Below are 25,628 nucleotides of genomic sequence, written 5' to 3' on the forward strand. Positions count from 1 at the left end.
CCCTAGTTTTTTTTATTTGTATGCTGGAAGCCAATCGCCGTGCGCTTCAAATAAATCATCACACATAGAAATAATGTCATTGATGGACAGCTCCGCACTTGTATGCGGGTCAAGCATGGCTGCCTGGTAGACAGCTTCTTTTTTTCGTGTAACAGCAGCTTCAATGGTCATCAGCTGTGTGTTGATATTCGTTCTGTTTAACGCTGCGAGCTGCTCAGGAAGTTCTCCGGCAAAGCACGGGGTTATTTTTTTTCTGTCGGCGACGCATGTCACTTCAACTACCGCTTTGGAAGGAAGGTTTGTGATGAGTCCGGTATTTAAGACGTTTCCTCCGAAGGTGAACGGCTGATTCGTTTCCATTGCTTCTATTATTCTTGAGCCATATTCCTTTGAGCGTTTATGGGTGAGGTTTTTATTGTTAACAATGTCATCCCTCATTTTCTCCCAATCTTCTATCTGTTTCACGCATCTTCTTGGATATTCGTCCAGCGGGATCTGCAGCTCGTTGATCAATTCAGGATAATTCCGCTTAATAAAATAAGGATGGTATTCTGCGTTGTGCTCTGATGATTCCGTGACGTAATAACCGAACTTATCCATCAATTCAAATCGCACCATGTCATGATGCTTTGTTTTTTGCTTTTCTCTCGCTCTCTTTTTGATTTCGGGATATAAATCAGCGCCGGCCTTTTTCACTTCCAGCAGCCATGCCATATGATTGATGCCTGCGATTCGTTCTTCAATCCCGTCGTGCTCCATACCGAGAGATCTAAATAAATCTCTTGTGCACACTTGGACGCTGTGGCAGAGCCCGATCGTTTTCACATCCGTATAGCGAAGCATAGCGCCAGTCAGGGAGGCCATTGGGTTTGTATAGTTTAAAAACCAAGCGTCGGGACACATTTCCTCAATATCTCTTGCGATATCAAATAACACGGGGATTGTCCTGAGTGATCTGAATATCCCGCCGATGCCCGCTGTGTCGGCAATCGTCTGCCGCAATCCGTATCGTTTAGGAATCTCAAAATCGATGACTGTGCTTGGTTTATAGCCTCCGACCTGAATGGCATTAATCACATAGCCCGCTTGCTGCAAAGCCAGTTTTCTGTCGTCATAGCTGTTGATAACCACGCTCGGACTATAGCGGTCTCTCAAATTTTCGAGCATAAGCTGAGATTCCTGCAAGCGTTTTGGGTCAATGTCGTAAAGCGCAAATTCAAATCCATTTAACGCCTCCGTTAACAAGCAGTCCCCTAAAACATTTTTTGTGAAAATTGTGCTCCCTGCACCGATAAATGTGATTTTTTTCATGTCGGTTCCTCCTTTATTTCATTATCCTTTTACCGCGCCTGATGACAGCCCGGCAATAAAGTATTTTTGCAGCGCCAGAAACAGAATGACCATCGGCAGCATTGCCATGATGGCAGCCGCGGCGACCAAATGCAGATTGTTGGCGTTTTCTCCGAAAAATCCGGCCATTGCGACAGTAAGTGTCTGCACCTTCTGATCCTGTAAAAAGAAAATCGCAAATTGATAGTCATTCCATATAAAGACACAGGAAATAATACAGATGGTGGCAGTGATCGGCTTCAGCAAAGGAAATACGATCGTAAAAAAGATTTTCAGCATTCCCGCTCCATCCATTCTTGCCGCTTCTTCGAGCTCTTTTGGAATGGTTGAACGGATAAAGCCGGAATACAAAAACACGGTTAATGGCATATACGCCGCTGTATTGATCAAAATGGCGACTGCGTGTGTGTTGACCATGCCGGCGTCCACGACCATTCTGTACAAAGGCACCATGGACGTTAACGGAGGGATGATCATAATTGAAATCAGCAGCGCGAAAACGGCTTTATTCAGCTTGGTTTCCCGCCGGGCAAGAGGATAGGCGGCCAGTGAGCCGAATATGATTAATAACAATGCCGAAACACCTGTGATGATGATTGTGTTGATAAACGAGTTGCCAAGTGAAGCGCGCTCCCATGCCTCAGAAAAATTTTGAAAGGAAATATCAGCTGGAAACAGCCATTTGGAACTGTAATCTCCTTTTGCTTTCAATGAAGTGGTCAGCAGAATGTAAAAAGGAATGAAATGCGCACAGGCTACAATGGCAGCAAGAAGTGTAATAAACCGCAGTTTGTTTGAGCGGGCGGCTCTCATGACATTTCCGTCTCCTTTCTTTTAAAGTACGCAAGCGCGCAAAAGCTGATGATCAAAATGACAAATGCCATAAATATGCCTTGTGTCGCAGCATAGCCGGCATCCTGCCGTTTAAAATACAGGTCATACATAAACGTTGACATCGATTGCGACGCGTTTCCGGGTCCGCCTGCAGTGAGCGCAATTATCACGTCAAACAGCTTTAAGCCTCCGATAATGTTGATGACCATATTGATCGTGATCGAAGGCATTAACAGCGGCAGGGTGATGCCAAAAAACTGCTGGCCCCGTGTCGCGCCATCCATTTCCGCTGCTTCATAGTAATCTTTCGGAATGCTTTGCAAGCCTGCCAAATAGACAATCATGGCGATGCCGACATATTGGTACGTGTTAATCATGACGATGATCCATGGGTTCGAAGACGGACTGGCGAGCGCGTTGATCGGGGTGATGCCGAAAACGCCAAGCAGGTCATTAAGCGCGCCTCCGTCATAAGAAAAGAAAAAGTACCAAATGTAGCCCATAATGAGCGGACTGATCATAACCGGCAAATACACAATGGTCCTTGTTATCGCTTTCATTTTTATGCTTTGATTTAATAGCAGGGCGTACAGAAGCCCAATGCCGTTTTGAAAAAAGGTGCTGCCGAGTCCGTATAGCAGCGTGTTTTTTAAGATATGCCATGTGTCGGGATCCGCAAACAGCCTTTCATACTGAGCGAAACCGACCCACTGATAAACCTGAGAAAATCCGTTCCAGTTTGTGAAGGTGATAAAAGCGCCTTTTACAAACGGATAAATCATGAAGATCAAAACGGAGAGCAGAGCCGGAATATACATCCACCAAAGTGAGGATTGTTTTTTCGGCTTGACCTGTTTCACATGAACATCTCTTGCGATCTCACTCATTGTTTTCAGCTCCCTGTGTTCCAGATTGCTCCCGGAGTCGTTTATATTCTCTTCCCAGCTTTTTAGAAATCTCGTTGGGTGTCAAAATGTCTGCCGCAAGCTCCTGGCCGACCGTTCCCATCACATCCCACATCCCGTTCGGCAGGTACAATCGGTCGAAATAGGGCTCAACTTTCATGTTCTGATAATGCTGATAGTCTTTGGCATAGAAAATATCAGCTTTTACATTGGTCAGCCCTGAAGGAAGCGATGTGGCTTCAGCCATTTCTTTCGCATGGGCGGGACGAGCCATAAATGCGATAAATTGCTTTGCTTCCTTTAAATGAGGCGAGTCTTTCCATGCTGCCAGGGTATAGCGCTCGCCTCCAATCCATATCGGGTCATCACCGGAGTGAATAGCTGGTGTCGGGATAATCCCAACCTTTACATTCGGGTTAATTTGGGCGACGTCTTGGCCGAGGGTGCCGCCCTGCATGGTAAAAGCAATTTTGTTTTGAGCCATTAACTCAATGAGCTGTGATTTTTTTGCTGTTACGGCATCGATATTGATGAGTTTTTCTTTCTGCATTTGTTTGAGGGTATCTGAAAGATAAGTAAATTTGCTCCAATTGAAGGTGCCGTCAATGAGCTGTTTCTTTTCATTATGGGCAGGATCTGTGATGAGAAGAGGTGTTGCGAATTGGTCATAATATTGGGCGAAAGAGCTTTTGTCATATCCGGCGAACCAGAAAGGAACGATTTCTCCATTGCTTTTTTCTTTAATCGTTCTCAGTGCTTTTATAAAGTCATCCATCGTTTCCGGCGGGTCAATGCCGAAACGGTCTAACATATTGCGGTTGTACGCCAGGCCGTCCTTTGCCTGGTTGATCGGATATGCGTATACCTTTCCGCTTTTGTTTTTAAGGATGCTGTTTAAATTTGGATCAAGATTCTGAGTCCAGTCCATATCCCGGAGATCGGCTGTATACTCCCCGTACCTGATTTTCCCCCAGCCATGAGTATCAAAGAGATCAGGCAGATCATTGGCGGCCATTCTGACACGCATCATATTTTCATAGTCATTGCCTGGGAAATGAATGCTGACGCGAATGCCGCTTTCCTTTTCGAACGCTGCGGCTAGTTTTCTGAATGTGTTTCTTTCACTGTCTGTTGACATCGTAGAATAAATGGTTAACGTCTTTTTGCCCGTATCTGCAGCGCTTTCTTCAGATGAGCAGCCCGGCAGAATCAGCAGAATAAGAGAGAGAAATAAAACAAATATGTGTTTCATCTTTTCCTCCTTATGATCTTGATGAACGTTTGTCTTGCGTCACCTCCTTAGCTGTGTATCCGCAACTTTGCCTGATGATCAGTGTTGTCGGCAGGGTGACTTGATGAGGAATTGTTCGGCCGTTAAAGCGGTCGAGAAGCTGTTTTACGCCTGTGCGGCCCATTTCCTCTGTATGCACTTTCACCGTGGTTAAAGGTGTGCTGGCAAACTCGGCCTCTTCAATGCCGTTAAAGCTGACAATGGCTGTATCCCGCGGCACATGCAGATCGGCTTCCCGAAGTGCTTTCAATGCGCCGATGGCCATAGAATCACTTGCGATAAAAAAGGCTTCCGGCAGATTGCCTTGAGTGATGGCTTTTTTCATCAGACGATAGCCCTCGCGCATGCTGTAATCGCCGACCAGGACGTGTTCAGGCTGAGGATGGGCGGACTGCAAAAAGGCAGTCTGGCGTTTGTCCTCAATTGTTCTGCGAATGCTTTGGCCGTCCCTCAGTGTATGCTCCTTCTCCTGCCCGCCGATATAGCCTAATCGTTGGTAACCTAAATCGAAAAGGTGATCAATTGCCTGGCGTGCGGCGGCTTCAAAATCAATCCCAATCGAGTCGTATATCTGCGGATCGGGAGAATGATTGATAAATACGGCATGCTCCAATCGGCCGCTGATATGTTGAACGGCTTCGTCATGGACACGGCCGATAACAATGATACCGTCTAGTTCCCGAAAAATATGCTCCTGGAAGGAACCGAGATGGATGGAGTTTGTAATGAAAATTTCCTGTTCAAAGCATTCTTTTTCAATTCCTTTGCGAATAGAAGAAAAATAAGGATCCTGCCGTTCTTCATCGGGAGATAAGCAGCTCAGCACCCCGATAAGCGGCTGGGCACGCTGTTTTTGTCCGCGGGCTTTTCGGCGTTTAGCAACAGTTTGATAGCCTAGCTCTTCAGCGATACTGATCACTCTTTGTCTCGTTTCACCAGCCACAGAAAGCGAATGATCTTCATTTAAAATTCTCGAAACAGTAGCATTTGAAACGTTCGCTTTTAAGGCGATATCTTTTATACGAACCATGGTTACTCCCTTTCATTTGAATGAGATTTACTAAAACAAAAGAAATATTTTACTCATGCGTTTTTGATAAATTGATACTATCATATGAAAGTAAGCGGTTACAATGATTAATTTCAGAATATTTTGTTATTTTTAGTAAAAGTTTAGTAAACTACGATTTTTGTTTCTGTATGCTGTGTGAAAAATAAAGGGAATAACAAATCCGTCTCGTACATTGAAGATAAGCGAAAAAGGAAGGGTGATGGGATGAGTAACGAAAAAAGAGAGCTGCTGTTTCGATTGCTTGGTGATTTACCTGATCGGAAGCATACGGGGGCGGAAACGCTGCGTATTGAGGAAAAAGAGGGATATATAATTGAAACGCTGCTGCTTGATATAAATGGGCTTGAAAAGGTGCCTGCATATTTTGTGAAGCCGAAAGCCGCAAAAGGACGGTGTCCGGTTATATTATTTCAGCATTCGCATGGCGGGCAGTATGAACGGGGAAAAAGTGAACTGCTTGAGGGAGCGGATTATTTGAAAGCGCCTTCTTTTGCTCGGGAGCTGACTTCTCTCGGATATGGCGTATTGGCAATCGACCATTGGGGATTTGGAGACAGACGGGGAAAATCAGAAAGCGAGATTTTTAAAGAGATGCTTCTGACGGGCAGGGTGATGTGGGGCATGATGATTTACGACAGTATAAGAGCCATTGATTATGTGCAGAGCCGCCCTGATATTCAGCCTGACAGAATCGGAACGATCGGCATGTCTATGGGGGGCTTGATGGCTTGGTGGACAGCGGCGCTTGATGAACGGATTAAGGCATGTGCGGATTTATGCAGTCAGGTTGACCATCATGTACTGATTGAAACACAGAACCTTGACCGGCATGGCTTTTATTATTACGTTCCGTCTCTTGCCAAGCACTTTTCTGCATCAGATATCCAAAGCCTGATCGCACCGCGACCGCATCTTAGTCTTGCCGGCATACATGATCGGCTAACACCCGCTGAGGGAGTGAACAAAATCGAAAAAGAATTAACAGCTTTGTATGCTGAAAAAGGGGCTTCTGATTGTTACCGTATGGTGCGCTCCGCTTCAGGGCATTTTGAAACAGCTATGATGAGGCATGAAGCTCTGCAGTTTTTGAAAAAGTGGCTGTGACATGAAAAAGGGCAGGCTTTACGTGTTTTTCTGAAATGGTTCAAACAGGTAAGGAGGCGAGCATCTGCCCGTCTCTTCTTTTTCTAGTGGATCAATACAGTTATCAGGAATATACATGATAAATAGATTTTGTTTATGAGGAAATGGCGTTCTGATATTGACAGAATTGTGTATACATAATAGTATTCTAATTGTTAACCTGAATTTATAAATTGTTAACAAATAGAATACTTTCTTCTGTAATCAAAGCTGAAAGGGCGAGAAGGTATGCAAGAAGAAACATTTTACAGTGTCAGAATGAGAGCTTCTATGAATGGGTCTCACGAAGATGGAGGAAAGCATATATCCGGCGGAGAACGGCTCATCACGTTCGATAATATGAAACGTACGGTGAATGCCTTATTAGAAAAAGGGTTATCTCACTCTAGAGGAAAACCGGATTTTATGCAAATTCAATTTGAAGAGGTTCATGAGCCGGTTAAGAAGATTCATCCATTACCAATGAAGACAAATGAAGTAGAATCCCCGGAAGAGGGACAAAGTCTTGCCCGATTCTTATTGGAGAGAGCGGGTGTTCCAAGAAAAGTGATTGAAAAAGCATATCAACAAATGTCTGAATGGTCAGGTATCAGGGGAGCGGTGGTGTTTGATATTCACACTGGCAAACGAATTGATCAAACACACGAAAAAGGTGTACGGGTGTCCAGAATGGATTGGCCCGACCTCAATTTTGGACAATGGGCACAACGCTATGGCGCACCATCAAACCCAAGAATAAAAGAGGCCCTTGCACTTGCTTCAAAGGTGAGTGAGCATCCGGCAACTGTTGCAGAATTATGCTGGTCAGATGACCCTGATTACATAACAGGCTACGTCGCGGGTAAAAAATTGGGCTATCAGCGTATTACAGCAATGAAAGAATACGGGAATGAAGAGGGCTGCCGAATCTTTTTTGCTGACGGCTCTGTAAATGTAAACACATACATAAATGATCTCGAGAAGCAGCCTATTTTGATAGAGTGGGAGGAAGATGATGACTCAAGATTTGATAGAAAAAAGTAAAAAACATCTTTGGCTGCCTTTTACTCAAATGAAAGACTATGATGAACATCCCTTGATCATCGAAAGCGGCAACGGAATCAAAGTAAAAGACATAAACGGCAAGGAATATTATGACGGCTTTTCTTCCGTTTGGCTTAATGTGCATGGGCACCGCAAAAAGGAATTAGATGAGGCCATCATAAAACAGCTTGGCAAAATTGCTCACTCCACATTATTGGGCATGACCAACGTCCCGGCGACTGAACTTGCCGAGACATTAACCGAGATCAGTCCGGAGAAGCTGACGCGTGTTTTTTATTCGGACAGCGGTGCAGAAGCGATGGAAATTGCTCTAAAAATGGCGTTTCAATATTGGAAGAACATCGGAAAGCCTGAGAAACAAAAATTTATCGCAATGAAAAATGGGTATCACGGCGATACGATCGGTGCCGTCAGTGTCGGTTCAATTGAACTGTTCCACCACGTCTATGGCCCGTTAATGTTTGATAGTTATAAAGCTCCGATCCCTTATGTATACCGCTCTGAAAGCGGCGATCCTGTGCAGAGCCGTGATGAGTGTCTCTATGCGCTTGAACAGCTGCTGAAGGAACACCATCACGAAATTGCAGCACTTTCGATTGAATCAATGGTTCAAGGAGCATCCGGCATGATTGTGATGCCGGAAGGATACTTGGCAGGTGTGCGCGAGCTTTGTACAGCTTACGATGTCTTAATGATTGTTGATGAAGTTGCCACTGGTTTTGGGCGTACGGGGAAAATGTTTGCATGTGAGCACGAAAATGTTCAGCCTGATCTAATGGCTGCCGGCAAAGGCATTACAGGAGGCTATTTGCCGATAGCTGTCACTTTTGCCACCGAAGACATCTACCATGCATTCTACGATGATTACAAAGAACAAAAAACCTTTTTCCACGGTCACTCCTATACAGGAAATCAGCTTGGCTGTGCGGTTGCTCTTGAAAACCTGAGATTATTTGAATCTGAAAACATCGTTGAACAAGTCGCGCAAAAAAGTAAAAAGCTCCATTTACTTCTTCAAGACCTGCATGCACTTCCTCACGTTGGGGATATTCGGCAGCTCGGCTTTATGTGCGGCGCAGAGCTTGTTCAGTCAAAGGAAACCAAACGGCCTTATCCTGCTGATCGGCGAGTGGGGTACAAAGTTTCTTTGAAAATGAGAGAGCTCGGGATGCTGACGAGACCGCTCGGCGATGTAATTGCATTTCTGCCTCCGCTTGCCAGCACAGCTGAAGAGCTCGAAGCAATGGTGTCTATTATGAAAGAAGCGATCCAAGAGGTAACCAGCCTTGAGCATTGACAGCTGGTTAAGCCGCCGGTTAGACAAAGCGAAGGGAGCCGGCGTATACCGTACACTGCGAACAATGAATGGGCCTCCAATTCCGGAGGTGACGATTGATGGCAAAAATCAAACGGTCTGGTCGTCAAACAATTATTTAGGTCTCGCAAACCATAACCGCTTGATCTCTGCAGCTCAAGAAGCACTGCAGCAATTTGGAGCAGGAAGCACCGGCTCGCGTTTAACGACGGGCAATTCGACCTGGCATGAAAAACTCGAAAAAAAGATTGCCGGCTTTAAACGGACAGAAGCGGCTTTACTGTTTTCAAGCGGCTATTTAGCCAATGTCGGTGTCCTTTCTTCGTTACCTGAAAAAGGGGACGTCATTTTAAGTGATCAATTAAATCATGCAAGTATCATCGATGGCTGCCGCCTGTCTAAGGCTGATACGGTCATTTATCGCCATATCGAAATGGCTGATCTTGAAGAAAAACTGAAAGAAACACAGCGGTACCAGCGCCGTTTTATCGTAACAGACGGGGTATTCAGCATGGATGGCACGATTGCCCCTCTTGATCAGATCATCTCTCTTGCTAAAAGCTGCAATGCTTACGTGATCGTTGATGATGCGCATGCAACAGGTGTTTTGGGAAAATCAGGAGGAGGGACGAGTGACCACTTCGGTGTTTGTCCTGACATTGTCATCGGCACGTTAAGCAAAGCTGCCGGAGCGGAAGGGGGGTTCGCTGCAGGTTCAGCGGTATTCATCGACTTTCTGCTGAACCATGCCAGAACGTTTATCTTTCAAACCGCTATTCCGCCGGCAAGCTGTGCAGCTGCCCATGAGGCGTTAGACATCATGGAGGCCAGCAAGGAAAAACGGCAGCTTTTATATTCTTATATCCAGATGATCAAAACGAATCTGAAGCACATGGGCTATGTGGTGAAGGGGCATCATACACCGATTATTCCGGTGGTCATCGGCGATACCCGAAAAACGGTCACGTTTGCTGAAAAACTGCAGGACAAAGGAATCTATGCCCCTGCTATTCGTCCGCCGACCGTTGCGCCAGGAGAAAGCCGTATCCGATTAACCATCACTGCTGGGCACAGTATGAGGGATATTGATCATTTGCTGGAAGCATTTCGTTCAATCGGAAAGGAGCTGAACATCATTCCATGAGAGGTTTTTTTGTAACCGGAACAGATACAGAAGTGGGGAAAACGGTGATATCCTGCGGTCTTGCAGCCTTATTGCGGGAAAATAAGATGGATGTCGGAGTATTTAAACCATTTTTAAGCGGGATCTCCCCTCATCATCCAGAGAGCGATACAAGCCTGCTGAAAGAGATGTCGCAAACGAGTCTTTCACATGAAGAGATTACGCCTTTTGCATTCAAAGAGCCGCTAGCTCCATACGTTGCAGGAAAGCTGGAGGGCAAGGCTGTCAAAATGCAAGAAGTCTTACGCCATTGGGAGCGGATAAGAGAAAAACATGGATGCTTCATCGTAGAAGGTGCGGGCGGGATTTCTGTGCCATTAGGAGAGGATTTTTTAGTCAGTCATGTCATAAAAGCGTTACAGCTTCCAGTGATTATTGTGGCCCGCCCTCATCTTGGAACGATTAATCACACCTTTTTAACTGTTCAATATGCCAAAAGCATGGGTCTTCCAATCGCCGGAATCGTCATCAATGGAATCAGTGATTCTCCTGATCATGATGAAAAAACCAATCCTGAAATGATTGAGAGCCTATGCGGTGTGCCGCTATTAGGAGTGACGCCAAAGCTGATAAACACAACAAAAGAAACGATTCAGGATATGGTGAAGGACCATATAGATTTATCATTACTGATCAATCGAGTGGGGGCATGAAAATGAATCAATGGATGGAACTTGCAGACCGGGTGCTGGACGGAGCAGAGGTGACCAACGAAGAGGCGCTTTCGATTTTAAACTGTCCAGATGAAGACATCTTGCTTTTGATGCATGGAGCTTTTCACATCAGAAAACGATTTTATGGAAAAAAAGTAAAGCTCAATATGATTATGAATGCAAAATCAGGGCTCTGTCCGGAGAATTGCGGCTATTGTTCCCAGTCTGCGATTTCGAAAGCGCCGATTGAGACTTACCGGATGGTGAAAAAGGAAACCCTTCTGGAAGGCGCAAAGCGGGCGCATGATTTGAACATAGGTACATACTGTATCGTGGCAAGCGGCAGGGGGCCGTCCAACAGAGAGGTCGATCAGGTCGCAGAAGCAGTACAGGAAATAAAAGAGACGTATGGGCTGAAAATTTGTGCGTGTCTCGGACTGCTAAAGCCGGAGCAGGCGAAACGGCTGAAAGCAGCCGGAGTAGACCGCTATAATCATAATGTCAATACATCTCAGAGAAATCATTCAAACATTACCACGTCACATACGTACGAAGACAGGGTCAATACGGTTGAGATTGCAAAAACCTCCGGCATGTCTCCATGTTCAGGCGCCATTATCGGGATGAAGGAAACGAAGCAGGATGTCATCGATATCGCACAAAGCTTGAAAGCCCTTGACGCCGATTCCATTCCGGTGAATTTTTTGCATGCAATTGATGGCACACCATTAGAAGGCGTAAATGAATTAAACCCGCTGTATTGTTTAAAAGTGCTGGCGCTGTTCCGTTATATTAATCCGTCAAAAGAAATCCGCATTTCTGGTGGAAGAGAGGTCAATCTCCGCTCATTGCAGCCATTGGGGCTGTACGCCGCCAACTCCATCTTTGTCGGAGATTATTTAACGACTTCCGGACAGGAGGAGACGGAGGATCATAAAATGCTGAGTGATTTAGGATTTGAAGTAGAATCGGTCGAAGAGATGAAAGCCAGTTTAAGTGCTAATAGCTGAAAGCAAGAATAAAAGCAATCGGTGTCATGTCGATTGCTTTTATTTTTATAGAGTCAAAATGATGATGTCAGAATCATGAGAGGGAGCATATGACAATTCCAATTTCACTTACACCTTCTGCGTTTTTTAAAAACCCTTATCCTTTTTACGATACATTACGTTCTGCACACCCTTTATATAAAGGGAATGTTTTGAAGTATCCAGGCTGGTATGTCACGGGATATGAGGAAGCGGCAGCAATTCTGAAAGATACCAGATTCAGAACACGTGTCCCGCTGCCTGAGACCTCCATAAAATATAAGGATTTGAATCATGTCCAGAAGCAGATGATGCTGTTTCAGAATCAGCCTGATCATAGGCGCCTGCGTATGCCGGTCAGCGGGGTATTTACTCCGAGAATGACAGAGGGCTATCGCCCATTTATAAATGAAACTGTCCATCAGTTGCTTGATCAAGTGCAAGGGGAAAAAAAGATGGAGCTGATTTCTAACCTTGCTTTTCCTTTGGCAAGCAGCATTATAGCTAAGATCATAGGTGTGCCGGCAGAAGGAAGGGATCAATTTAAAGAGTGGGCGTCAAGCCTTGTTCAAACGATTGATTTTACCCGATCAAGAAAGGTGTTAACAGATGGCAATCAGATCACTGTAAGGATGAGGGGGTATTTTAGAGAGCTCATTCAAAAACGGAAACAAAAACCGCAGCATGACGTGATCAGCATGCTGCTGAAGGAAGGACAGGCTGGTAAGCTGACGGAGGAGGAAGTGGCATCAACATGTATATTGCTGGCGATCGCAGGACATGAAACAACAGTAAATCTCATCAGCAACTCAATTCTTTGTCTGCTGCAGCATCGAGAACAGCTTTTGCAGCTCAAAGAAAACCCAGCCCTGATTCATACCGCAGTTGAGGAATGTTTACGCTATGAAAGCCCCACACAAATGACAGCCCGTGTTGCGTCAGAAGATATTGAAATGAATGGCGTAACGATTCGACAAGGGGAGCATGTCTATATTCTGCTGGGGGCTGCCAATCGAGACCCAAAAGTATTCGCGCATGCCAATGAGTTCGATATCACCAGAAGCCCTAATCCCCATCTTTCATTCGGACAGGGCCACCATATTTGTATAGGTTCCTCACTGGCACGGCTAGAAGCACAAATTGCAATTAACACTCTTCTGCAGCGCATGCCCGGCCTGCAGCTCGCTGTTTCTGAAGTGCGATACCGGAAGCTAATTGGTTTTAGAGCGCTTATGGAGCTGCCGGTTATTTTTTAATGAAGGCTAAAGGAAGCCATGTGAATGCTGAAAACGTGTCGTCCCCGGCGAAAATGGGCAATCTATAAAAAAAGGGGAGTGAACATATGAGAAAAGTGCTGATCGCCGGCGGAAATGGTGTGATTGGGAGGATATTGGCTAAAGGGCTTATGTCTGAGTACGAGGTGACGGTGCTGGATAAAGACCGTTACGAGGGCTTAGCACCCGCTATTCAGGCAGACGCGTCAAACTATGAGGATCTATTGAAAAAGATTCCGAGAGATACAGACGTGATCGTGAACTTACTCGCTGTCAAAATCAAATACGATGTCATGGACACAGCTGAATTTGAAAAAATGACGGATATTTTTTATAGAGCAAGCTACTATTTGTGCCGCGCGGCAGCAGAGCTCGGCATCCCAAAGGTTGTTTTCGCCAGCAGCAATCATGTGACAGATGTGTACGAAAAAGACGGGCGTTCGCTCTTAGGGCGGGAAATCACAACCGACGATTATCCGCTGTCAAAAAATCTATATGGCGTCCTAAAGCTGACCTCGGAACATATCGGCCACCTGTTTTATCTGGAAAATAAGCTCTCTGTCATCAACCTTCGAATCGGAACGGTCGTCACAGATGAAATGGATACACTGCATGAGAACGACCGGACGAAAAAAACGCTTCTTTCCCACCCGGACTTGCTGTCGATTTTTAAAGCAGCCATTGAAACGAATATCCGTTACGGCACTTATTACGCCGTCTCTGACAATCCCGGCAAGCCGTGGTCGATAGAATCCGCGGTTCAGGAGCTTGGGTTTGCGCCTCAAATTAATACCGCTGAGCTTCTGAAAGAGGAAGAGAACGGCAATAACAGAGCATAATCATTTTCTAAGATTATGCTCTTTTTCTTTTATGATCGGTTTCAAGCCAGTTCCGATGCCGCCGGGCAAGGGACAGTGTTCAAATGATTATAGACATGGCAATCGCATATTTGCTACATTTTAGACACGATATCGTCACATGCTGCAGCTCGTTTATTAAAAAAATGATAACGCTTACAAAAAGGGGGTGGGAACGATCGCACATTCACTGAAAAATCGCCTGTTTGATATTTTGATTTACGGATTTTTGCTGATGTTCGCTTTAATATGCGTACTTCCGTTTATTCATGTCATTGCGGCATCCTTTGCCACAGTAGAGGAAGTGGTTTCGAAAAAATTCATTTTAATACCGACCACTTTTTCGCTCGATGCCTATCGTTACATTTTTTCGACAGATATTATCTATAAAAGCTTGCTCGTTTCTGTGTTTGTGACAGTTGTAGGCACGGCGGTCAGCATGTTTCTTTCTTCATTGATGGCTTACGGTTTATCCCGCCGCGACTTAATTGGGCGGCAGCCGCTCATGTTTCTCGTCGTATTTACGATGCTCTTCAGCGGCGGAATGATTCCGACTTTCCTTGTGGTCAAATCGCTTGGATTGCTCGATTCTTACTGGGCCCTTATTTTGCCGACAGCGATTAATGCCTTTAACTTGATCATTCTGAAAAACTTCTTTCAAAACATCCCGGCGAGCCTGGAAGAGTCCGCAAAAATTGACGGCTGCAATGACTTGGGGATTTTCTTCAAAATTGTGCTGCCGCTGTCTCTTCCAGCGATCGCAACGATTTCACTGTTTTATGCGGTGACGTACTGGAATACGTATATGACGGCGATCTTGTACTTAAATGATTCAGCTAAGTGGCCGATTCAGGTGCTTTTGCGCCAAATCGTTATTGTCTCAAGCGGGGTACAAGGGGATATGTCGGAAATGGGCTCGGGCAGCCCGCCGCCTGAGCAAACGATCAAAATGGCAGTAATAGTCGTAGCGACCATTCCGGTTCTGCTGGTCTATCCATTTATTCAAAAGCATTTTGCAAAAGGGGCTTTGCTGGGGTCTGTCAAAGGATAAAGAATATGAAACGGAGGGATATCATGGGAAACAAATGGAGGGTGCTTCTGATTGTGCTTGTATTTGCTCTCGGAGGAGTTCTGGCGGGCTGTAAAGGAGCTGATCAATCATCAGGCAAGGCGGACTCGGATTCAAAGGTAAAGCTGTCTATGATGGCGATTTTGTATCACCAGCAGCCGCCGAAAGACAGGGCGATCAAAGAAATTGAGAAGCTGACAAATACAGAACTGGACATCACGTGGGTTCCTGATGCGGTAAAAGAAGACAGACTGAATGCGGCGCTTGCAGCCGGCAATCTCCCGCAAATCGTGACGATTCAAGACATTAAAAATTCGTCTGTGATGAATGCCTTCAGATCGGGAATGTTCTGGGAAATCGGCGATTATATCAAAGATTATCCGAATTTAAACAAGATGAATAAACTCATTAATAAAAATGTCACAATCGATGGCAAGCTTTACGGGATATACAGAGAGCGTCCCCTCTCGAGACAAGGCATCGTCATTCGGAAGGACTGGCTGGACAATTTGAATTTGAAAACGCCGGAAACGCTGGATGATCTTTATGAAGTTGCCAAAGCGTTTACAGAGAACGACCCGGACAAGGATGGAAAAGATGATACATTCGGATTGACTGACCGAAATGATCTGATTTACGGCGCTTTTAAGACGCTTGGCTCATATGAAGGCATGCCGACAGACTGGAAGGAATCAAACGGCACATTTACGCCTGATTTCATGACGAAAGAATACAAAGACACGATGGATTACATGAAAAAACTGCGTGATAACGGCTACATGAATAAAGACTTTCCGGTCACAAGCAAAACCCAGCAGCAGGAGCTGTTTTCTCAAGGAAAAGCCGGCATCTATATCGGGAATATGGTGGACGCTGTCAATTTGCGTGACAATGCTTCCGATAAATCAATGGAGCTGGAGATCATCAACCGCATAAAAGGCCCTGACGGAAAAGAGCGTGTATGGGCGTCAGGAGGGCATAACGGTGTATTTGCTTTTCCGAAAACGAGTGTGAAATCAGAAGCCGAGCTGAAACGGATCTTGGCGTTCTTTGACCGAATAGCCGAAGAGGACGTCTACAGCCTGATGACATACGGCATTGACGGGGTTCATTACAATAAAGGAAAAGGCAAAACATTCACAAGAAAAGAAAGCCAGGTAAAAGATTGGCAGACTGATATTCAGCCGCTGTCCGCCTTAATCGCCATTGATAAAGCCTACTTAAAAAACACCGGTGATCCGCTACGGACAGCGTACGAGGAGCTGACGGAAGACAATGAAAACATCATCGTCTCCAATCCGGCAGAGAGCTTGTATTCCGCCGCGGAGTCTGAGCGCGGAGATGAACTGAAAAAAATGATAGACGATGCCACCTATAAATATATGATCGGAGAAATTACAGAAAGCCAGTTTGATAAAGAAGTTGAAAAATGGGAAACAAGCGGAGGAAAGCAGATTATTCAGGAATACGAGGAAGCGTTTAAAAAAACAAAGTAATATTGAAAAAACCCAAAACGCACTAGCGGTTTTGGGTTTTTATATGCTTCTTTTTTGCTGGCGGTAGTTGCCCGGTGTGATGCCTTCCAGCTTTTTAAAGGATCTGATAAAGTTTTGCGAGTTTTTGTATTTGAGCTTTTCAGCTATGTCTTTCACCGCCATGTCGGATTCAGCCAGCCAGCTTTTTGCCATATGGTGGCGGTAATTCGAGACATACTCGCTGAATGAAATGCCCATTTCTTTTTTGAAAATACTGCTTAAGTAGTTCGGGTTGTAATGCAGCCTGCGGGCAATTTCGTCCAGCGTTAAATCGGATTCAAACTCATGGTGGATGATATGGATTATGTTGTCGGAAATATTCTTGTACTGTGCATCGGCCCGGGCATTTACTTTGTCTGTCATCGGATCAATGAATTCTTGCTTCAGCCAGTTTTCAGTATCCTCGAATGTCTTCAGCTCAAAAATTTGGTCATACAGCATTTTGTTTTCTTCAAGCTCAAATAGTTCAATTCCGAGTACATGCATCAGTTCAATGACATGATTCAGAAAACGGGCGATTGCGATCTGAAATTGGTACGGGTTGGTGTTGTGTGTAAAAATCGACTGTAAAATCGCGTGCAGGCATTTGTCTGCTTTCTCCTTGTCACCGGCTTTTACAGCATCGAACAGCTCATGCTGAAGCTGCTTCGGAAAATGGGTTTTGAACGTTTTTTTCTGATCCAGGTCTTCATAAAAGATTATCGATTTGTTTTCTGCTTTCAGCCGGTATTTTAACGCTTCTGAGCCTTCCGCATAAGCGTTTTTCGCCATTGCTAATGCATCAAACGGCTGGCTGACGCCGATGCTGACAGACAGGTGCAGCTCAGCTTCAACTGTATCCTGAATCATCCGGGCAGTATCATTCAGCTCGGCCATAAATTCCTCTTTTGTTCCGCTCTCATTCATCAATATGGTTGCCTGCTGTTTATCAACTACCGCTGGTGCGAGGTGTTTTTCCGCGGGGATGTTTCGCTCAATCAGGCTGTTGACGGCAAACAACAGCAGATCCATATCTTTTTTCTCATACGGTGTTTGATTCAGCGTGTCAATTTGGAGCACCAGCAGGGCGAGATGCCGCCATTTTTGTTTTAAGCCGAGGCTTTCAAAGCGGTTATTGACCTCCTCATCCGTCAGCTTTCCAAGCATAAGCCTGACCATAAAATATTGCTGAAGATGAGTGGCCTGCTGCCTCATTGTTTCTTCAAGGTCGTCGTTTCTGTTTTTGAGCTGTTTGAAGCTTTGCTCAATTAATTCAAACTCGTTTTGATGAGGCTGTTTTTCTGGAAAGGCTCCGTGCCGCGCAAACGATTCATAAAGCAGCCGGATCGGCTTATAAAAATGACGGGAGCCCAGCCAAGAGAATAACAATGAAAGCGTTAACAAAACGAAGCATACCGTAAAGGTGATCCAGCCGATCGACTTGGCTTCTTTTTTTAGTTCGGGCAGGGAAACGAGAGAAAAATAAGTCCACGTGTTATAGTCTGATTTTTGATAGGTCACTTTATAATGAATGCGGTCAATGACTGTTTCAAACTGGCCGCTTTTGGAGCTTTGCCCCAGCATTTTTTTGACAAAATCGTCGTTTTGAAGAGAATCGCCTATATCAGACATGTTGTTGTGAAGGATGATACGGCCTTTTTCATCAATGATAAACACGCTGTTTGCGCTTGAATAATCAGGCATATTTTTAACGAGTGAACAGCTTGGGATGCTTGCGGCTGCCAGTCCCTTCGTGTTTGTGCTGTTCAGCGGGAGCTGCTTAATCAAATTGATATTATACCGGCAGCTTTCTGAAGCGCCTTCCTTTGTGGAGATCAAACGGTTGTTTTTTTCCAGCGTCCAATAGGACCGGCTCGCTTTGTTTTTCGAATACGCCTCGGCTGCTTCATGAAGGGAGTCCGTATTCATGCGGTACAAACCGGAATTGTTCATGTACCAGTTTTTCATATAGCTGACAAGCGTCATGTTGGACAAATCGGTATCAAAGCTTTGCAAATAGTTGAGCTCTTGGTTCACTTGGTCATAGATTTGAAATTGGTCAGAGTGCAAAGGCTCGGACAGTGTGCGGAGGAGAGGCGGCGAACTCACATAGTGGGTTAAAGAATGATCGACGGTTTTTAGGATGTGCTCGATGCTTAGCTGGGTCTGCTGGAGTGTGTCGAGTTTTTCCTCCGAAACGTTGGAGATGGCCGTTTTCTGAGAGTGCTCGTACGAAAACAAACCGACCAAAATGACGGGAATGGTGCTGAGTAAACAAAAAAACGTGATGAGTTTGTAATAAAACTTGTATTGGCTTCTTTTCATAAAACCCCCCATTTCATAACATCTTAATACAATTAATCCAAAGATTGATAGATATTGTCAATAATCATTTTCTAATATCGGTGTCTTTTTTTCAGATAGAGAGGCAAAACCCTTGATGACAAAGGGCTCAGGCAGAATGTGATCATATGATTGTAGACGGACTTTTGCACGCTGCGCTACAGTGAAAACAAGAACCCGTGAAAGGAGGCTTTGAAAAAGATGAAAACAGCAGAAGCGCAAGCGCCGGCTGTAGACGCAGTCATGTTTAAAAAAGAAAAAAGAAAGCGCTTACTAAATAAGCTGCTGCAGCAAAAGTTTTTGTACTTTATGATTTTGCCGGGATGTATTTATTTTTTGTTTTTTAAATATGTTCCAATGTGGGGAATCGTGATTGCGTTTCAGGATTATCAGCCGTTTCTCGGCATTTGGGGCAGCGAGTGGGTCGGGCTGAAGCATTTTATCAGGCTGTTTACAGAGCCTACATTTTTTGTCCTGTTAAAAAATACGCTCGTGCTCTTTGCCTTGAATCTGGCCATTTTTTTTCCGGTGCCGATTTTATTAGCGCTTCTTCTAAACGAAGTGCGGATTGCACTCTTTAAAAAATTTGTTCAGACGCTGATTTATATTCCGCACTTTATGTCCTGGGTCATTGTTGTATCGCTGTCATTTGTGCTTTTGACAGTAGACGGGGGCCTGATTAATGAACTGATTACGTTTTTTGGCGGTGAAAAAATCAATTTTCTGCTGAATGAAGAATGGTTCCGTCCGCTGTATATTCTGCAGGTCATCTGGAGAGAAGCGGGCTGGTCAACGATCATCTACCTGGCCGCAATGACGGCGGTTGATCCTCAGCTTTATGAAGCGGCGAAAATGGACGGAGCGGGACGGGTGCGGCAAATGTGGCATATTACGCTGCCGGCTATCAAAAGCGTCATCGTCGTTTTGCTGATTTTAAAAATTGGGGACACGCTGGAGCTTGGCTTTGAGCATGTATATTTGCTGTTAAACGCCACAAACAGGGAAGTCGCGGAAATTTTTGATACGTACGTTTATACTGCAGGGCTGAAACAGGGCCAATTCAGCTACAGTACAGCGGTCGGCGTATTTAAAGCGGCGGTCGGGCTGATTTTGGTCATGCTTGCGAATCGTTTGGCGAAGAAATTTGGCGAGGAAGGAATCTATTAAGAAAGGGATGGTATCAATGGATCAATCAATCGCTGTAAAGTCGCCTCTTACGTATGCGGAGGCATTGGCAGAAACGATTATGAACACGTATACAGTTGAAGAGCTGCCGCCTGCAAACCGCTGGCACTATCATCAGGGCGTTTTCTTATGCGGGGTTTTGCGTCTTTGGGAAGCAACCGGACAGAAACGGTACTTTGATTATGCGAAATCTTATGCGGATCTCCTAATTGATGATTACGGCAATCTATTATTTAAAAGAGACGAACTCGACGCGATTCAGGCGGGCCTTATTCTTTTTCCTTTATACGAAAAGACGAAGGATGAACGCTATGTAAAAGCGGCAACAAGGCTGCGGGGCTTATACGGAACGCTGAACCGAACGTCAGAGCAGGGGTTCTGGCATAAGGACGGCTATCCATATCAAATGTGGCTTGACGGTTTATATATGGGCGGGCCGTTTGCACTGAAATATGCCAATTTGAAGCACGAGCCGGAGCTGTTTGACATGGTTGTGCTTCAGGAAGGCCTGATGAGAAAGCATACGAAGGATCCAAAGACCGGACTCTTCTATCATGCGTGGGATGAAGCGAAAAAAATGCCTTGGGCCAGTCAAGAGACAGGCTGCTCTCCGGAGTTTTGGGCGCGTTCAATCGGCTGGTACGTCATGTCACTCGCAGACATGATTGAAGAGCTGCCTGAGAAGCACCCAACTCGTTATGTCTGGAAAAAAACACTGCAGGACATGCTCGAAAGCATCTGCCGCTGCCAAGACAAGGAAACAGGATTATGGTATCAGATCGTTGACAAGGGCGACAGATCTGACAACTGGCTGGAAAGCTCGGGATCGTGCCTGTATATGTATGCCATCGCTAAAGGAATCAATAAAGGATATCTCGACAGGTCCTATAAAACATCATTGTTAAAAGCGTATCAAGGCCTGATTCAGCATAAAACTGAAACAACAAAAGACGGCGCGTTTCTCGTCAAAGATATATGTGTCGGAACGTCGGCAGGGTTTTATGATTATTATGTCAGCCGGGAACGGAGCACAAACGACCTTCACGGGGCGGGAGCGTTTATTTTGGCGATGACAGAATTGGAAGCGCTTCTCGGGTCAGACGAAAAATGAAAAGATTTCTATGTGCGGCTGTATGTGTGATCGTCTCGGTGCTGTTTTTGGCTTCGTGTTCAAGCAGACCGGACGGCATTCATGTCATCCTGTTTTCAGATATGCAGGCAGGCGTACAGGATAACATAAAAGAGGCTGCTGAAAAGAAGGCAGGCAGGGCAGAAATCTTTCCCGCTTTGCCGGAAAAGCTGCTGACTGAAATTACGGCTCGCGAGGGTGACGTCTTTATCGTGCCTGAAGACTTGTTTGCAGCATACGATGATCCGGAAAATTTTCAGCCGTTAGACGGATTGTCACTGAAACATTCATCGCCCTATACAGCCGTAAATCAAAAAACGGGAGAAAAAACAGTCTATGCCGTTCTGATTGAGAAAGGGGAAAAACAGCTGAACGGCTATTCTTTTCGGCTGAATCGAAATATGGCGGCGTTTATCCCTGTATACTCCGAAAAAACAGAGGAAGCGCTGCAGCTGATTTCCCAATTAACAGAAGTCCGATAGGGGTGGGGACCATTGAAAAGCATCGTCATTTGCGGATTAAGCAGCAGAGCCCTCAGCATGTTTATCAAACCGCTGCTCAAACAGTTTTCATCCATTTATGAAATTACGGGATTGCTGGATGCCGATCCGAAACGATTCGCCGTCTGCAAAGAGGCATTTCCGGAGCTTGCACAAGTACCGGAGTATAAAGAAGAAGATTTTGATAATATGATGAGCGTTTCGAAGCCAGACATTGTGATTGTGACGGGAAGGGATGACACCCATGTTACCTATATATTGAGATGCCTTCAGTGGGATACGGATGTCATAACGGAAAAACCGATGGTGACGACGGTGCAGGATGCAAAGCGGGTGCTTGAGGCAGAAGCGAAAAGCAAAGGGAAGGTTACTGTCGCGTTTAATTACCGCTACAGCCCGTATCATCGGAAAATCAAAGAAATGATTTTAGAGGGAAAAATAGGAAGGGTCACGTCTGTTGATTTGAATTGGTATATTGATACCTATCACGGCGCCAGCTATTTTAAACGCTGGAACCGATCCAGGCAATTTTCCGGCGGCCTTTCTGTCCATAAATCCACACATCATTTCGATCTGGTGAATTGGTGGCTCGGCCAAAACCCGGCGGAGGTATTTGCTTACGGCGAGTTGAATTACTACGGGCCGGACAGTGAGTGGAATCCGCTGCCGGAAGAAGACGGGCGTTTTTGCGGCACATGCCGGGTCAAAGAGAAATGCCATTACTATGCGAGATGGCACCCCCGTGCCTCTAAAGCTTCTGTAAAGGATGATCATCTCAAGGCGGATGCAGACCAGTCAAGCTTATATACCGCATATCGCCCTGACGCGTGCATTTTTGACGAGGAGATCGATATTGAGGATACGTATGTGGCGGCTGTCAAATATGACGGCGGTGCGCTTTTAAGCTACTCGATCACATTTTCCGCTCCGTACGAAGGCTACCGCCTTACGATAAACGGCACAAAAGGACGCATTGAATCAAATGAATTCCATGAGCCTTCCAGAATTCCGTTTGCTTTTCCAGAGCAGACGATTGAGTATTATCCGCTTTTTGAATCGAAGCAAACCATTCAAGTCGTCAAAAACGAGGGAGGACACGGCGGAGGTGATCCGCTTTTGCTTGCTGATCTATTTATAGGCAAAGATCCCCTGCGCCAGTATGACATTTTGGCCGGAGCCGAAGCCGGAGCCTATTCTATCGCGGTCGGTGAGGGAATATGGCGCTCCGTTGTTGAAAAGAAACCAATTGATATTAAACAGCTTTTTCATATGCAAAATGTATAAAAGCGAAGAGGAGGGGCTTTCGTGGAACATGACGGATCAATGGCACGGGTGCTGCGTTTTTGCGAGTGGATCATGAGGTTTGCGTATACCAATTTGCTTTGGCTGCTTTTTACAATCCTCGGTCTCGGAGTGTTCGGTGTCATGCCCGCGACTGCCGCTTTATTCGCTGTTATGCGAAAATGGATTCAGGGTCAGGATCACGTTCCGGTGCTGCCGACATTTTGGCGGGAATACAAAGCTGAATTTCTCCGTTCCAATCTGATCGGTGCTGTACTGGTGTTAATCGGTTTGATCATTTATATCGATTTGGCCTTTATTTACCCAAGCCACTTTTTATTGCATATCCTGCGCTTTGCTATTATGATATTTGGCTTTCTGTTTGTATCAATGCTTTTTTATGTGTTTCCGCTGCTCGTCCACTTTGATTGGAAAAAGCGCCTGTATTTTAAGTTTTCCCTCTTGCTGAGTGTGGCGTACTTACAATATACCCTCGTCATGCTTGCGCTGACGGTCGCGCTCTTTTTCCTGCTGGCTTATCTGCCGGGAATTGTCCCTTTTTTCAGCGTCAGTCTCATCAGCTACTGCCACATGAGGATCGCTTATGCCGTCCTGGTGAAGCTGGAGCAGCAGGACCATGAACCGTCAAAGAAACATCCTGCACCAGAAGCTTTTTATCCGGAGACGAGGTAAACATTTTCTCTATCATATATTGATTCCAAACGGAATAGATTGATAGAGAAAGGAGAGCGGATAAATGCTGAAGGTGGCAGTGTTTGATGAAGAGCATGAAAAAGATTTGCAAACGGAGATCAATTCATTTTTAAAAGGAATATCGGAAGAGCAGCTGGTTGATATCAAATATACGGTTTCAGCGGCATGTGACCCTGAAGGCGAGCAGCTCTACTGTTTTTCCGCACTCATTTTATATCGAAAATAAAAAAAGATCTTCCCGCGGACTGCGGAAAGATCTTTTTTTATGGTTAAGCCTTTTTCACTCTTGGGCTTCTTGGTTTCTGGAATTTCTCTGCTGCTCTAATTTCTTTTCGTTCTCTTGCCAATGCTTTATAAAGGGCAGCAATCATGAGCAAGATAACAATTGAAAATGGCAGTGCCGCCAGAATCGCTGTGTTTTGCAAAGCGGCAAGTCCGCCGGAATACAAGAGCGCAGCTGCCATAGCAGACTGAATGATGCCCCAGCTGAGTTTGACTGAGTTAGCCGGGTTTAATGAACCGTATGTCGTCTGCATACCAAGGACAAATGTCGCTGAATCAGCTGATGTAATAAAGAACACGGCGATCAGGATCAATGCCAGGATAGACGTGATCATTGTCAGCGGATAGTGATCCAGTGTTCCGAACAGCATCGTTTCGGAAGACTGCTTCGCCACATTAAAGATACCTTTTTGCTGAAGGTCCATTGCGGAAACACCGAAAATGGAGAACCATAGGAAAGCCAAAATACATGGTGCCACCAGGACGCCGATCAAAAATTCACGGATTGTCCGGCCTCGGGATACACGAGCGATGAAAATGCCGACAAATGGAGACCAGGAAATCCACCATGCCCAATAGAAAATCGTCCAGCCGTTGATCCATTCACGTTTGCCTGGATCGTTCGGCGCCAGTCTGAAGCTCATTTGAACAATGTTTTGAATATACTGCCCAATTGAATCTGTAAGTGAGTTCATGATCAAAACGGTAGGTCCGACAACCAGCATAAACAGCATCAGCAATCCGGCTAGCACCATATTGGTGTTGCTTAAATACTTAATGCCTTTTCCGAGTCCGCTCCAAGCCGATAGTAAAAAGAGCACTGTTACAATAACAATCAAAATCAATTGAACGATAAAATGATTCGGAATACCGAATAGGTAATTCAATCCGCCGTTAATTTGAGTTGCGCCGATCCCCAGACTCGTTGCAACGCCGACAACTGTAGCGAAAACAGCGATACAGTCAATCAGTTTACCGATCGGGCCGTTTACTTTATCGCCGAGAATCGGAGTCAGTGTGCTGCTGATTAATCCAGGCGCGTCTTTGCGGAATTGAAAATATGCGATACATAATGCCACGACGGCATAAATGGCCCAAGCGTGCAGTCCCCAGTGGAAAAACGTGTACCGGAGCGCATCTCTGAAGGCTTGGGGGGTTTCTGTTTCACCTGATGGAGAGCTAATTGCGTAATGGCTGATCGGTTCAGCCGCACCATAGAATACTAAGCCGATTCCCATGCCTGCACTGAACAGCATGGCAAACCAAGATAATAACCCGAATTCCGGTTTTTCATCCGGTTTCCCCAGTTTAATTTTTCCAATCGGGCTGACAATTAAAAAGAGACAGAACCCGACAAACAAAGAGACAACTAATAGATAATACCAACCAAATGAATCTGTTATAAACGATTGTGCCGATTGAGACACGTTTTGCAGGCTGTCAGGAGAAATAACGCCCCACAAAACGGCTGCGGCTGTGATGACAATCACAATCCAAAATACACTAGATATATTCTTCAAACATTCTCACCCTCTGACTTTTTTGTGTACGCCTATATCTTCCTCGCAGGCTTAGTATGGTCGTACGATGGCAGATCATTCCTTCCTGTAAATTACCCCGCAATCAGGTGAAACAAAACAAATCTCACCCTAACATTTTTGC

At 45.3% G+C, this 25,628-nt stretch carries 23 protein-coding genes; 16 read left to right on the top strand and 7 right to left on the bottom strand.

The genetic code is table 11. The features are described 5' to 3' along the window. Positions 1–12: 12 nt before the first annotated feature. From melA to DIC78_RS16445, 5 genes are read right to left on the bottom strand one after another with little or no spacing between them, the layout of a single operon-like run. Positions 13–1,311, bottom strand: a complete 1,299-nt coding sequence (melA, locus tag DIC78_RS16425) for an alpha-galactosidase MelA (protein ID WP_127696624.1) — start codon at positions 1,309–1,311, stop codon at positions 13–15. A gap of 21 nt (positions 1,312–1,332) precedes the next feature. Continuing rightward, on the bottom strand, positions 1,333–2,163 hold the full coding sequence (locus DIC78_RS16430; RefSeq protein ID WP_024122559.1) for a carbohydrate ABC transporter permease: 831 nt from the start codon (positions 2,161–2,163) through the stop codon (positions 1,333–1,335). Further along, on the bottom strand, positions 2,160–3,071 hold the full coding sequence (locus DIC78_RS16435) for a carbohydrate ABC transporter permease (RefSeq protein ID WP_095714556.1): 912 nt from the start codon (positions 3,069–3,071) through the stop codon (positions 2,160–2,162). Before DIC78_RS16435 ends, DIC78_RS16430 begins: the two co-directional genes overlap by 4 nt. Further along, on the bottom strand, positions 3,064–4,341 hold the full coding sequence (locus tag DIC78_RS16440; protein ID WP_105990180.1) for an ABC transporter substrate-binding protein: 1,278 nt from the start codon (positions 4,339–4,341) through the stop codon (positions 3,064–3,066). Before DIC78_RS16440 ends, DIC78_RS16435 begins: the two co-directional genes overlap by 8 nt. 10 nt (positions 4,342–4,351) lie before the next feature. Next, on the bottom strand, positions 4,352–5,410 hold the full coding sequence (locus DIC78_RS16445) for a LacI family DNA-binding transcriptional regulator (RefSeq protein ID WP_127696625.1): 1,059 nt from the start codon (positions 5,408–5,410) through the stop codon (positions 4,352–4,354). Between the two features lie 246 nt (positions 5,411–5,656). Between DIC78_RS16445 and DIC78_RS16450 the strand changes: the two genes are divergently transcribed. The 10 genes from DIC78_RS16450 to DIC78_RS16495 all read left to right on the top strand — a co-directional run bounded on the left by DIC78_RS16450 (position 5,657) and on the right by DIC78_RS16495 (position 16,514). Next, the gene (locus DIC78_RS16450) at positions 5,657–6,556 is read left to right on the top strand and encodes a dienelactone hydrolase family protein (RefSeq protein ID WP_095714554.1); all 900 of its coding nucleotides are present in this window, start codon (positions 5,657–5,659) and stop codon (positions 6,554–6,556) included. A 267-nt stretch (positions 6,557–6,823) separates the two neighbouring features. Next, positions 6,824–7,618 (top strand): 6-carboxyhexanoate--CoA ligase, encoded by a 795-nt coding sequence (bioW, locus tag DIC78_RS16455; RefSeq protein WP_127696626.1) that lies wholly within the window; start codon positions 6,824–6,826, stop codon positions 7,616–7,618. Beyond that, positions 7,590–8,936, top strand: a complete 1,347-nt coding sequence (bioA, locus tag DIC78_RS16460; protein WP_127696627.1) for an adenosylmethionine--8-amino-7-oxononanoate transaminase — start codon at positions 7,590–7,592, stop codon at positions 8,934–8,936. Before bioW ends, bioA begins: the two co-directional genes overlap by 29 nt. Continuing rightward, positions 8,926–10,098 (top strand): 8-amino-7-oxononanoate synthase, encoded by a 1,173-nt coding sequence (bioF, locus tag DIC78_RS16465; protein WP_106020288.1) that lies wholly within the window; start codon positions 8,926–8,928, stop codon positions 10,096–10,098. Before bioA ends, bioF begins: the two co-directional genes overlap by 11 nt. Beyond that, on the top strand, positions 10,095–10,790 hold the full coding sequence (bioD, locus tag DIC78_RS16470) for a dethiobiotin synthase (RefSeq protein WP_127696628.1): 696 nt from the start codon (positions 10,095–10,097) through the stop codon (positions 10,788–10,790). The genes bioF and bioD overlap by 4 nt, the downstream gene beginning before the upstream one ends. 2 nt (positions 10,791–10,792) lie before the next feature. Further along, a complete protein-coding gene (gene bioB, locus DIC78_RS16475) occupies positions 10,793–11,800 on the top strand; it encodes a biotin synthase BioB (RefSeq protein WP_127696629.1) in 1,008 nt (335 codons plus the stop codon). An 89-nt stretch (positions 11,801–11,889) separates the two neighbouring features. Beyond that, positions 11,890–13,074, top strand: coding sequence for a biotin biosynthesis cytochrome P450 (bioI, locus tag DIC78_RS16480; RefSeq protein WP_127696630.1), 1,185 nt, complete (start codon positions 11,890–11,892; stop codon positions 13,072–13,074). Positions 13,075–13,160: 86 nt separating this feature from the next. Continuing rightward, the gene (locus DIC78_RS16485; RefSeq protein ID WP_101863524.1) at positions 13,161–13,931 is read left to right on the top strand and encodes an NAD-dependent epimerase/dehydratase family protein; all 771 of its coding nucleotides are present in this window, start codon (positions 13,161–13,163) and stop codon (positions 13,929–13,931) included. A 208-nt stretch (positions 13,932–14,139) separates the two neighbouring features. Further along, the gene (locus DIC78_RS16490) at positions 14,140–15,000 is read left to right on the top strand and encodes a carbohydrate ABC transporter permease (RefSeq protein ID WP_081638357.1); all 861 of its coding nucleotides are present in this window, start codon (positions 14,140–14,142) and stop codon (positions 14,998–15,000) included. Between the two features lie 23 nt (positions 15,001–15,023). Beyond that, positions 15,024–16,514 carry an extracellular solute-binding protein gene (locus tag DIC78_RS16495; RefSeq protein ID WP_024122547.1) on the top strand — a complete coding sequence of 497 codons (1,491 nt, stop codon included), beginning with the start codon at positions 15,024–15,026 and terminating at the stop codon, positions 16,512–16,514. Between the two features lie 39 nt (positions 16,515–16,553). Here the strand turns inward: DIC78_RS16495 and DIC78_RS16500 are convergent, their stop codons facing one another. Beyond that, complete coding sequence (locus DIC78_RS16500; RefSeq protein ID WP_127696631.1) at positions 16,554–18,869, bottom strand: helix-turn-helix domain-containing protein; 2,316 nt, start codon at positions 18,867–18,869, stop codon at positions 16,554–16,556. A 207-nt stretch (positions 18,870–19,076) separates the two neighbouring features. Here DIC78_RS16500 and rmgP point away from each other — a divergent pair, with 207 nt between their 5' ends. The 6 genes from rmgP to DIC78_RS16530 all read left to right on the top strand — a co-directional run bounded on the left by rmgP (position 19,077) and on the right by DIC78_RS16530 (position 23,910). Continuing rightward, on the top strand, positions 19,077–20,042 hold the full coding sequence (rmgP, locus tag DIC78_RS16505) for a polygalacturonan/rhamnogalacturonan ABC transporter permease (RefSeq protein ID WP_127696632.1): 966 nt from the start codon (positions 19,077–19,079) through the stop codon (positions 20,040–20,042). Between the two features lie 7 nt (positions 20,043–20,049). Continuing rightward, positions 20,050–21,171 (top strand): glycoside hydrolase family 88/105 protein, encoded by a 1,122-nt coding sequence (locus DIC78_RS16510; protein WP_127696938.1) that lies wholly within the window; start codon positions 20,050–20,052, stop codon positions 21,169–21,171. After that, the gene (locus DIC78_RS16515; RefSeq protein ID WP_024122544.1) at positions 21,168–21,671 is read left to right on the top strand and encodes a hypothetical protein; all 504 of its coding nucleotides are present in this window, start codon (positions 21,168–21,170) and stop codon (positions 21,669–21,671) included. Before DIC78_RS16510 ends, DIC78_RS16515 begins: the two co-directional genes overlap by 4 nt. A gap of 12 nt (positions 21,672–21,683) precedes the next feature. Next, positions 21,684–22,973 carry a Gfo/Idh/MocA family protein gene (locus tag DIC78_RS16520; protein WP_127696633.1) on the top strand — a complete coding sequence of 430 codons (1,290 nt, stop codon included), beginning with the start codon at positions 21,684–21,686 and terminating at the stop codon, positions 22,971–22,973. Positions 22,974–22,994: 21 nt separating this feature from the next. Next, positions 22,995–23,663 carry a YesL family protein gene (locus tag DIC78_RS16525; RefSeq protein WP_127696634.1) on the top strand — a complete coding sequence of 223 codons (669 nt, stop codon included), beginning with the start codon at positions 22,995–22,997 and terminating at the stop codon, positions 23,661–23,663. Between the two features lie 64 nt (positions 23,664–23,727). Further along, entirely contained in the window at positions 23,728–23,910 is a 183-nt protein-coding gene (locus DIC78_RS16530) for a sporulation protein Cse60 (protein ID WP_003325003.1), read from the top strand. Between the two features lie 43 nt (positions 23,911–23,953). Here the strand turns inward: DIC78_RS16530 and opuD are convergent, their stop codons facing one another. Next, positions 23,954–25,486, bottom strand: coding sequence for a glycine betaine transporter OpuD (gene opuD, locus DIC78_RS16535; protein ID WP_024122541.1), 1,533 nt, complete (start codon positions 25,484–25,486; stop codon positions 23,954–23,956). Positions 25,487–25,628: the final 142 nt, after the last annotated feature.

This window comes from Bacillus halotolerans (assembly GCF_004006435.1).
Classification (GTDB): domain Bacteria; phylum Bacillota; class Bacilli; order Bacillales; family Bacillaceae; genus Bacillus; species Bacillus halotolerans.

Bases quoted from the DNA above. Each gene is read 5' to 3' on its own strand.
- melA (WP_127696624.1), bottom strand. From the start codon at position 1,311: ATGAAAAAAATCACATTTATCGGTGCAGGGAGCACAATTTTCACAAAA.
- DIC78_RS16485 (WP_101863524.1), top strand. From the start codon at position 13,161: ATGAGAAAAGTGCTGATCGCCGGCGGAAATGGTGTGATTGGGAGGATA.
- rmgP (WP_127696632.1), top strand. From the start codon at position 19,077: ATGAAAACAGCAGAAGCGCAAGCGCCGGCTGTAGACGCAGTCATGTTT.
- bioW (WP_127696626.1), top strand. From the start codon at position 6,824: ATGCAAGAAGAAACATTTTACAGTGTCAGAATGAGAGCTTCTATGAAT.
- DIC78_RS16440 (WP_105990180.1), bottom strand. From the start codon at position 4,341: ATGAAACACATATTTGTTTTATTTCTCTCTCTTATTCTGCTGATTCTG.
- DIC78_RS16530 (WP_003325003.1), top strand. From the start codon at position 23,728: ATGCTGAAGGTGGCAGTGTTTGATGAAGAGCATGAAAAAGATTTGCAA.
- DIC78_RS16450 (WP_095714554.1), top strand. From the start codon at position 5,657: ATGAGTAACGAAAAAAGAGAGCTGCTGTTTCGATTGCTTGGTGATTTA.
- DIC78_RS16495 (WP_024122547.1), top strand. From the start codon at position 15,024: ATGGGAAACAAATGGAGGGTGCTTCTGATTGTGCTTGTATTTGCTCTC.
- bioB (WP_127696629.1), top strand. From the start codon at position 10,793: ATGAATCAATGGATGGAACTTGCAGACCGGGTGCTGGACGGAGCAGAG.
- DIC78_RS16435 (WP_095714556.1), bottom strand. From the start codon at position 3,071: ATGAGTGAGATCGCAAGAGATGTTCATGTGAAACAGGTCAAGCCGAAA.
- bioI (WP_127696630.1), top strand. From the start codon at position 11,890: ATGACAATTCCAATTTCACTTACACCTTCTGCGTTTTTTAAAAACCCT.
- DIC78_RS16500 (WP_127696631.1), bottom strand. From the start codon at position 18,869: ATGGGGGGTTTTATGAAAAGAAGCCAATACAAGTTTTATTACAAACTC.
- bioD (WP_127696628.1), top strand. From the start codon at position 10,095: ATGAGAGGTTTTTTTGTAACCGGAACAGATACAGAAGTGGGGAAAACG.
- bioA (WP_127696627.1), top strand. From the start codon at position 7,590: ATGACTCAAGATTTGATAGAAAAAAGTAAAAAACATCTTTGGCTGCCT.
- DIC78_RS16515 (WP_024122544.1), top strand. From the start codon at position 21,168: ATGAAAAGATTTCTATGTGCGGCTGTATGTGTGATCGTCTCGGTGCTG.
- DIC78_RS16510 (WP_127696938.1), top strand. From the start codon at position 20,050: ATGGTATCAATGGATCAATCAATCGCTGTAAAGTCGCCTCTTACGTAT.
- DIC78_RS16430 (WP_024122559.1), bottom strand. From the start codon at position 2,163: ATGAGAGCCGCCCGCTCAAACAAACTGCGGTTTATTACACTTCTTGCT.
- DIC78_RS16445 (WP_127696625.1), bottom strand. From the start codon at position 5,410: ATGGTTCGTATAAAAGATATCGCCTTAAAAGCGAACGTTTCAAATGCT.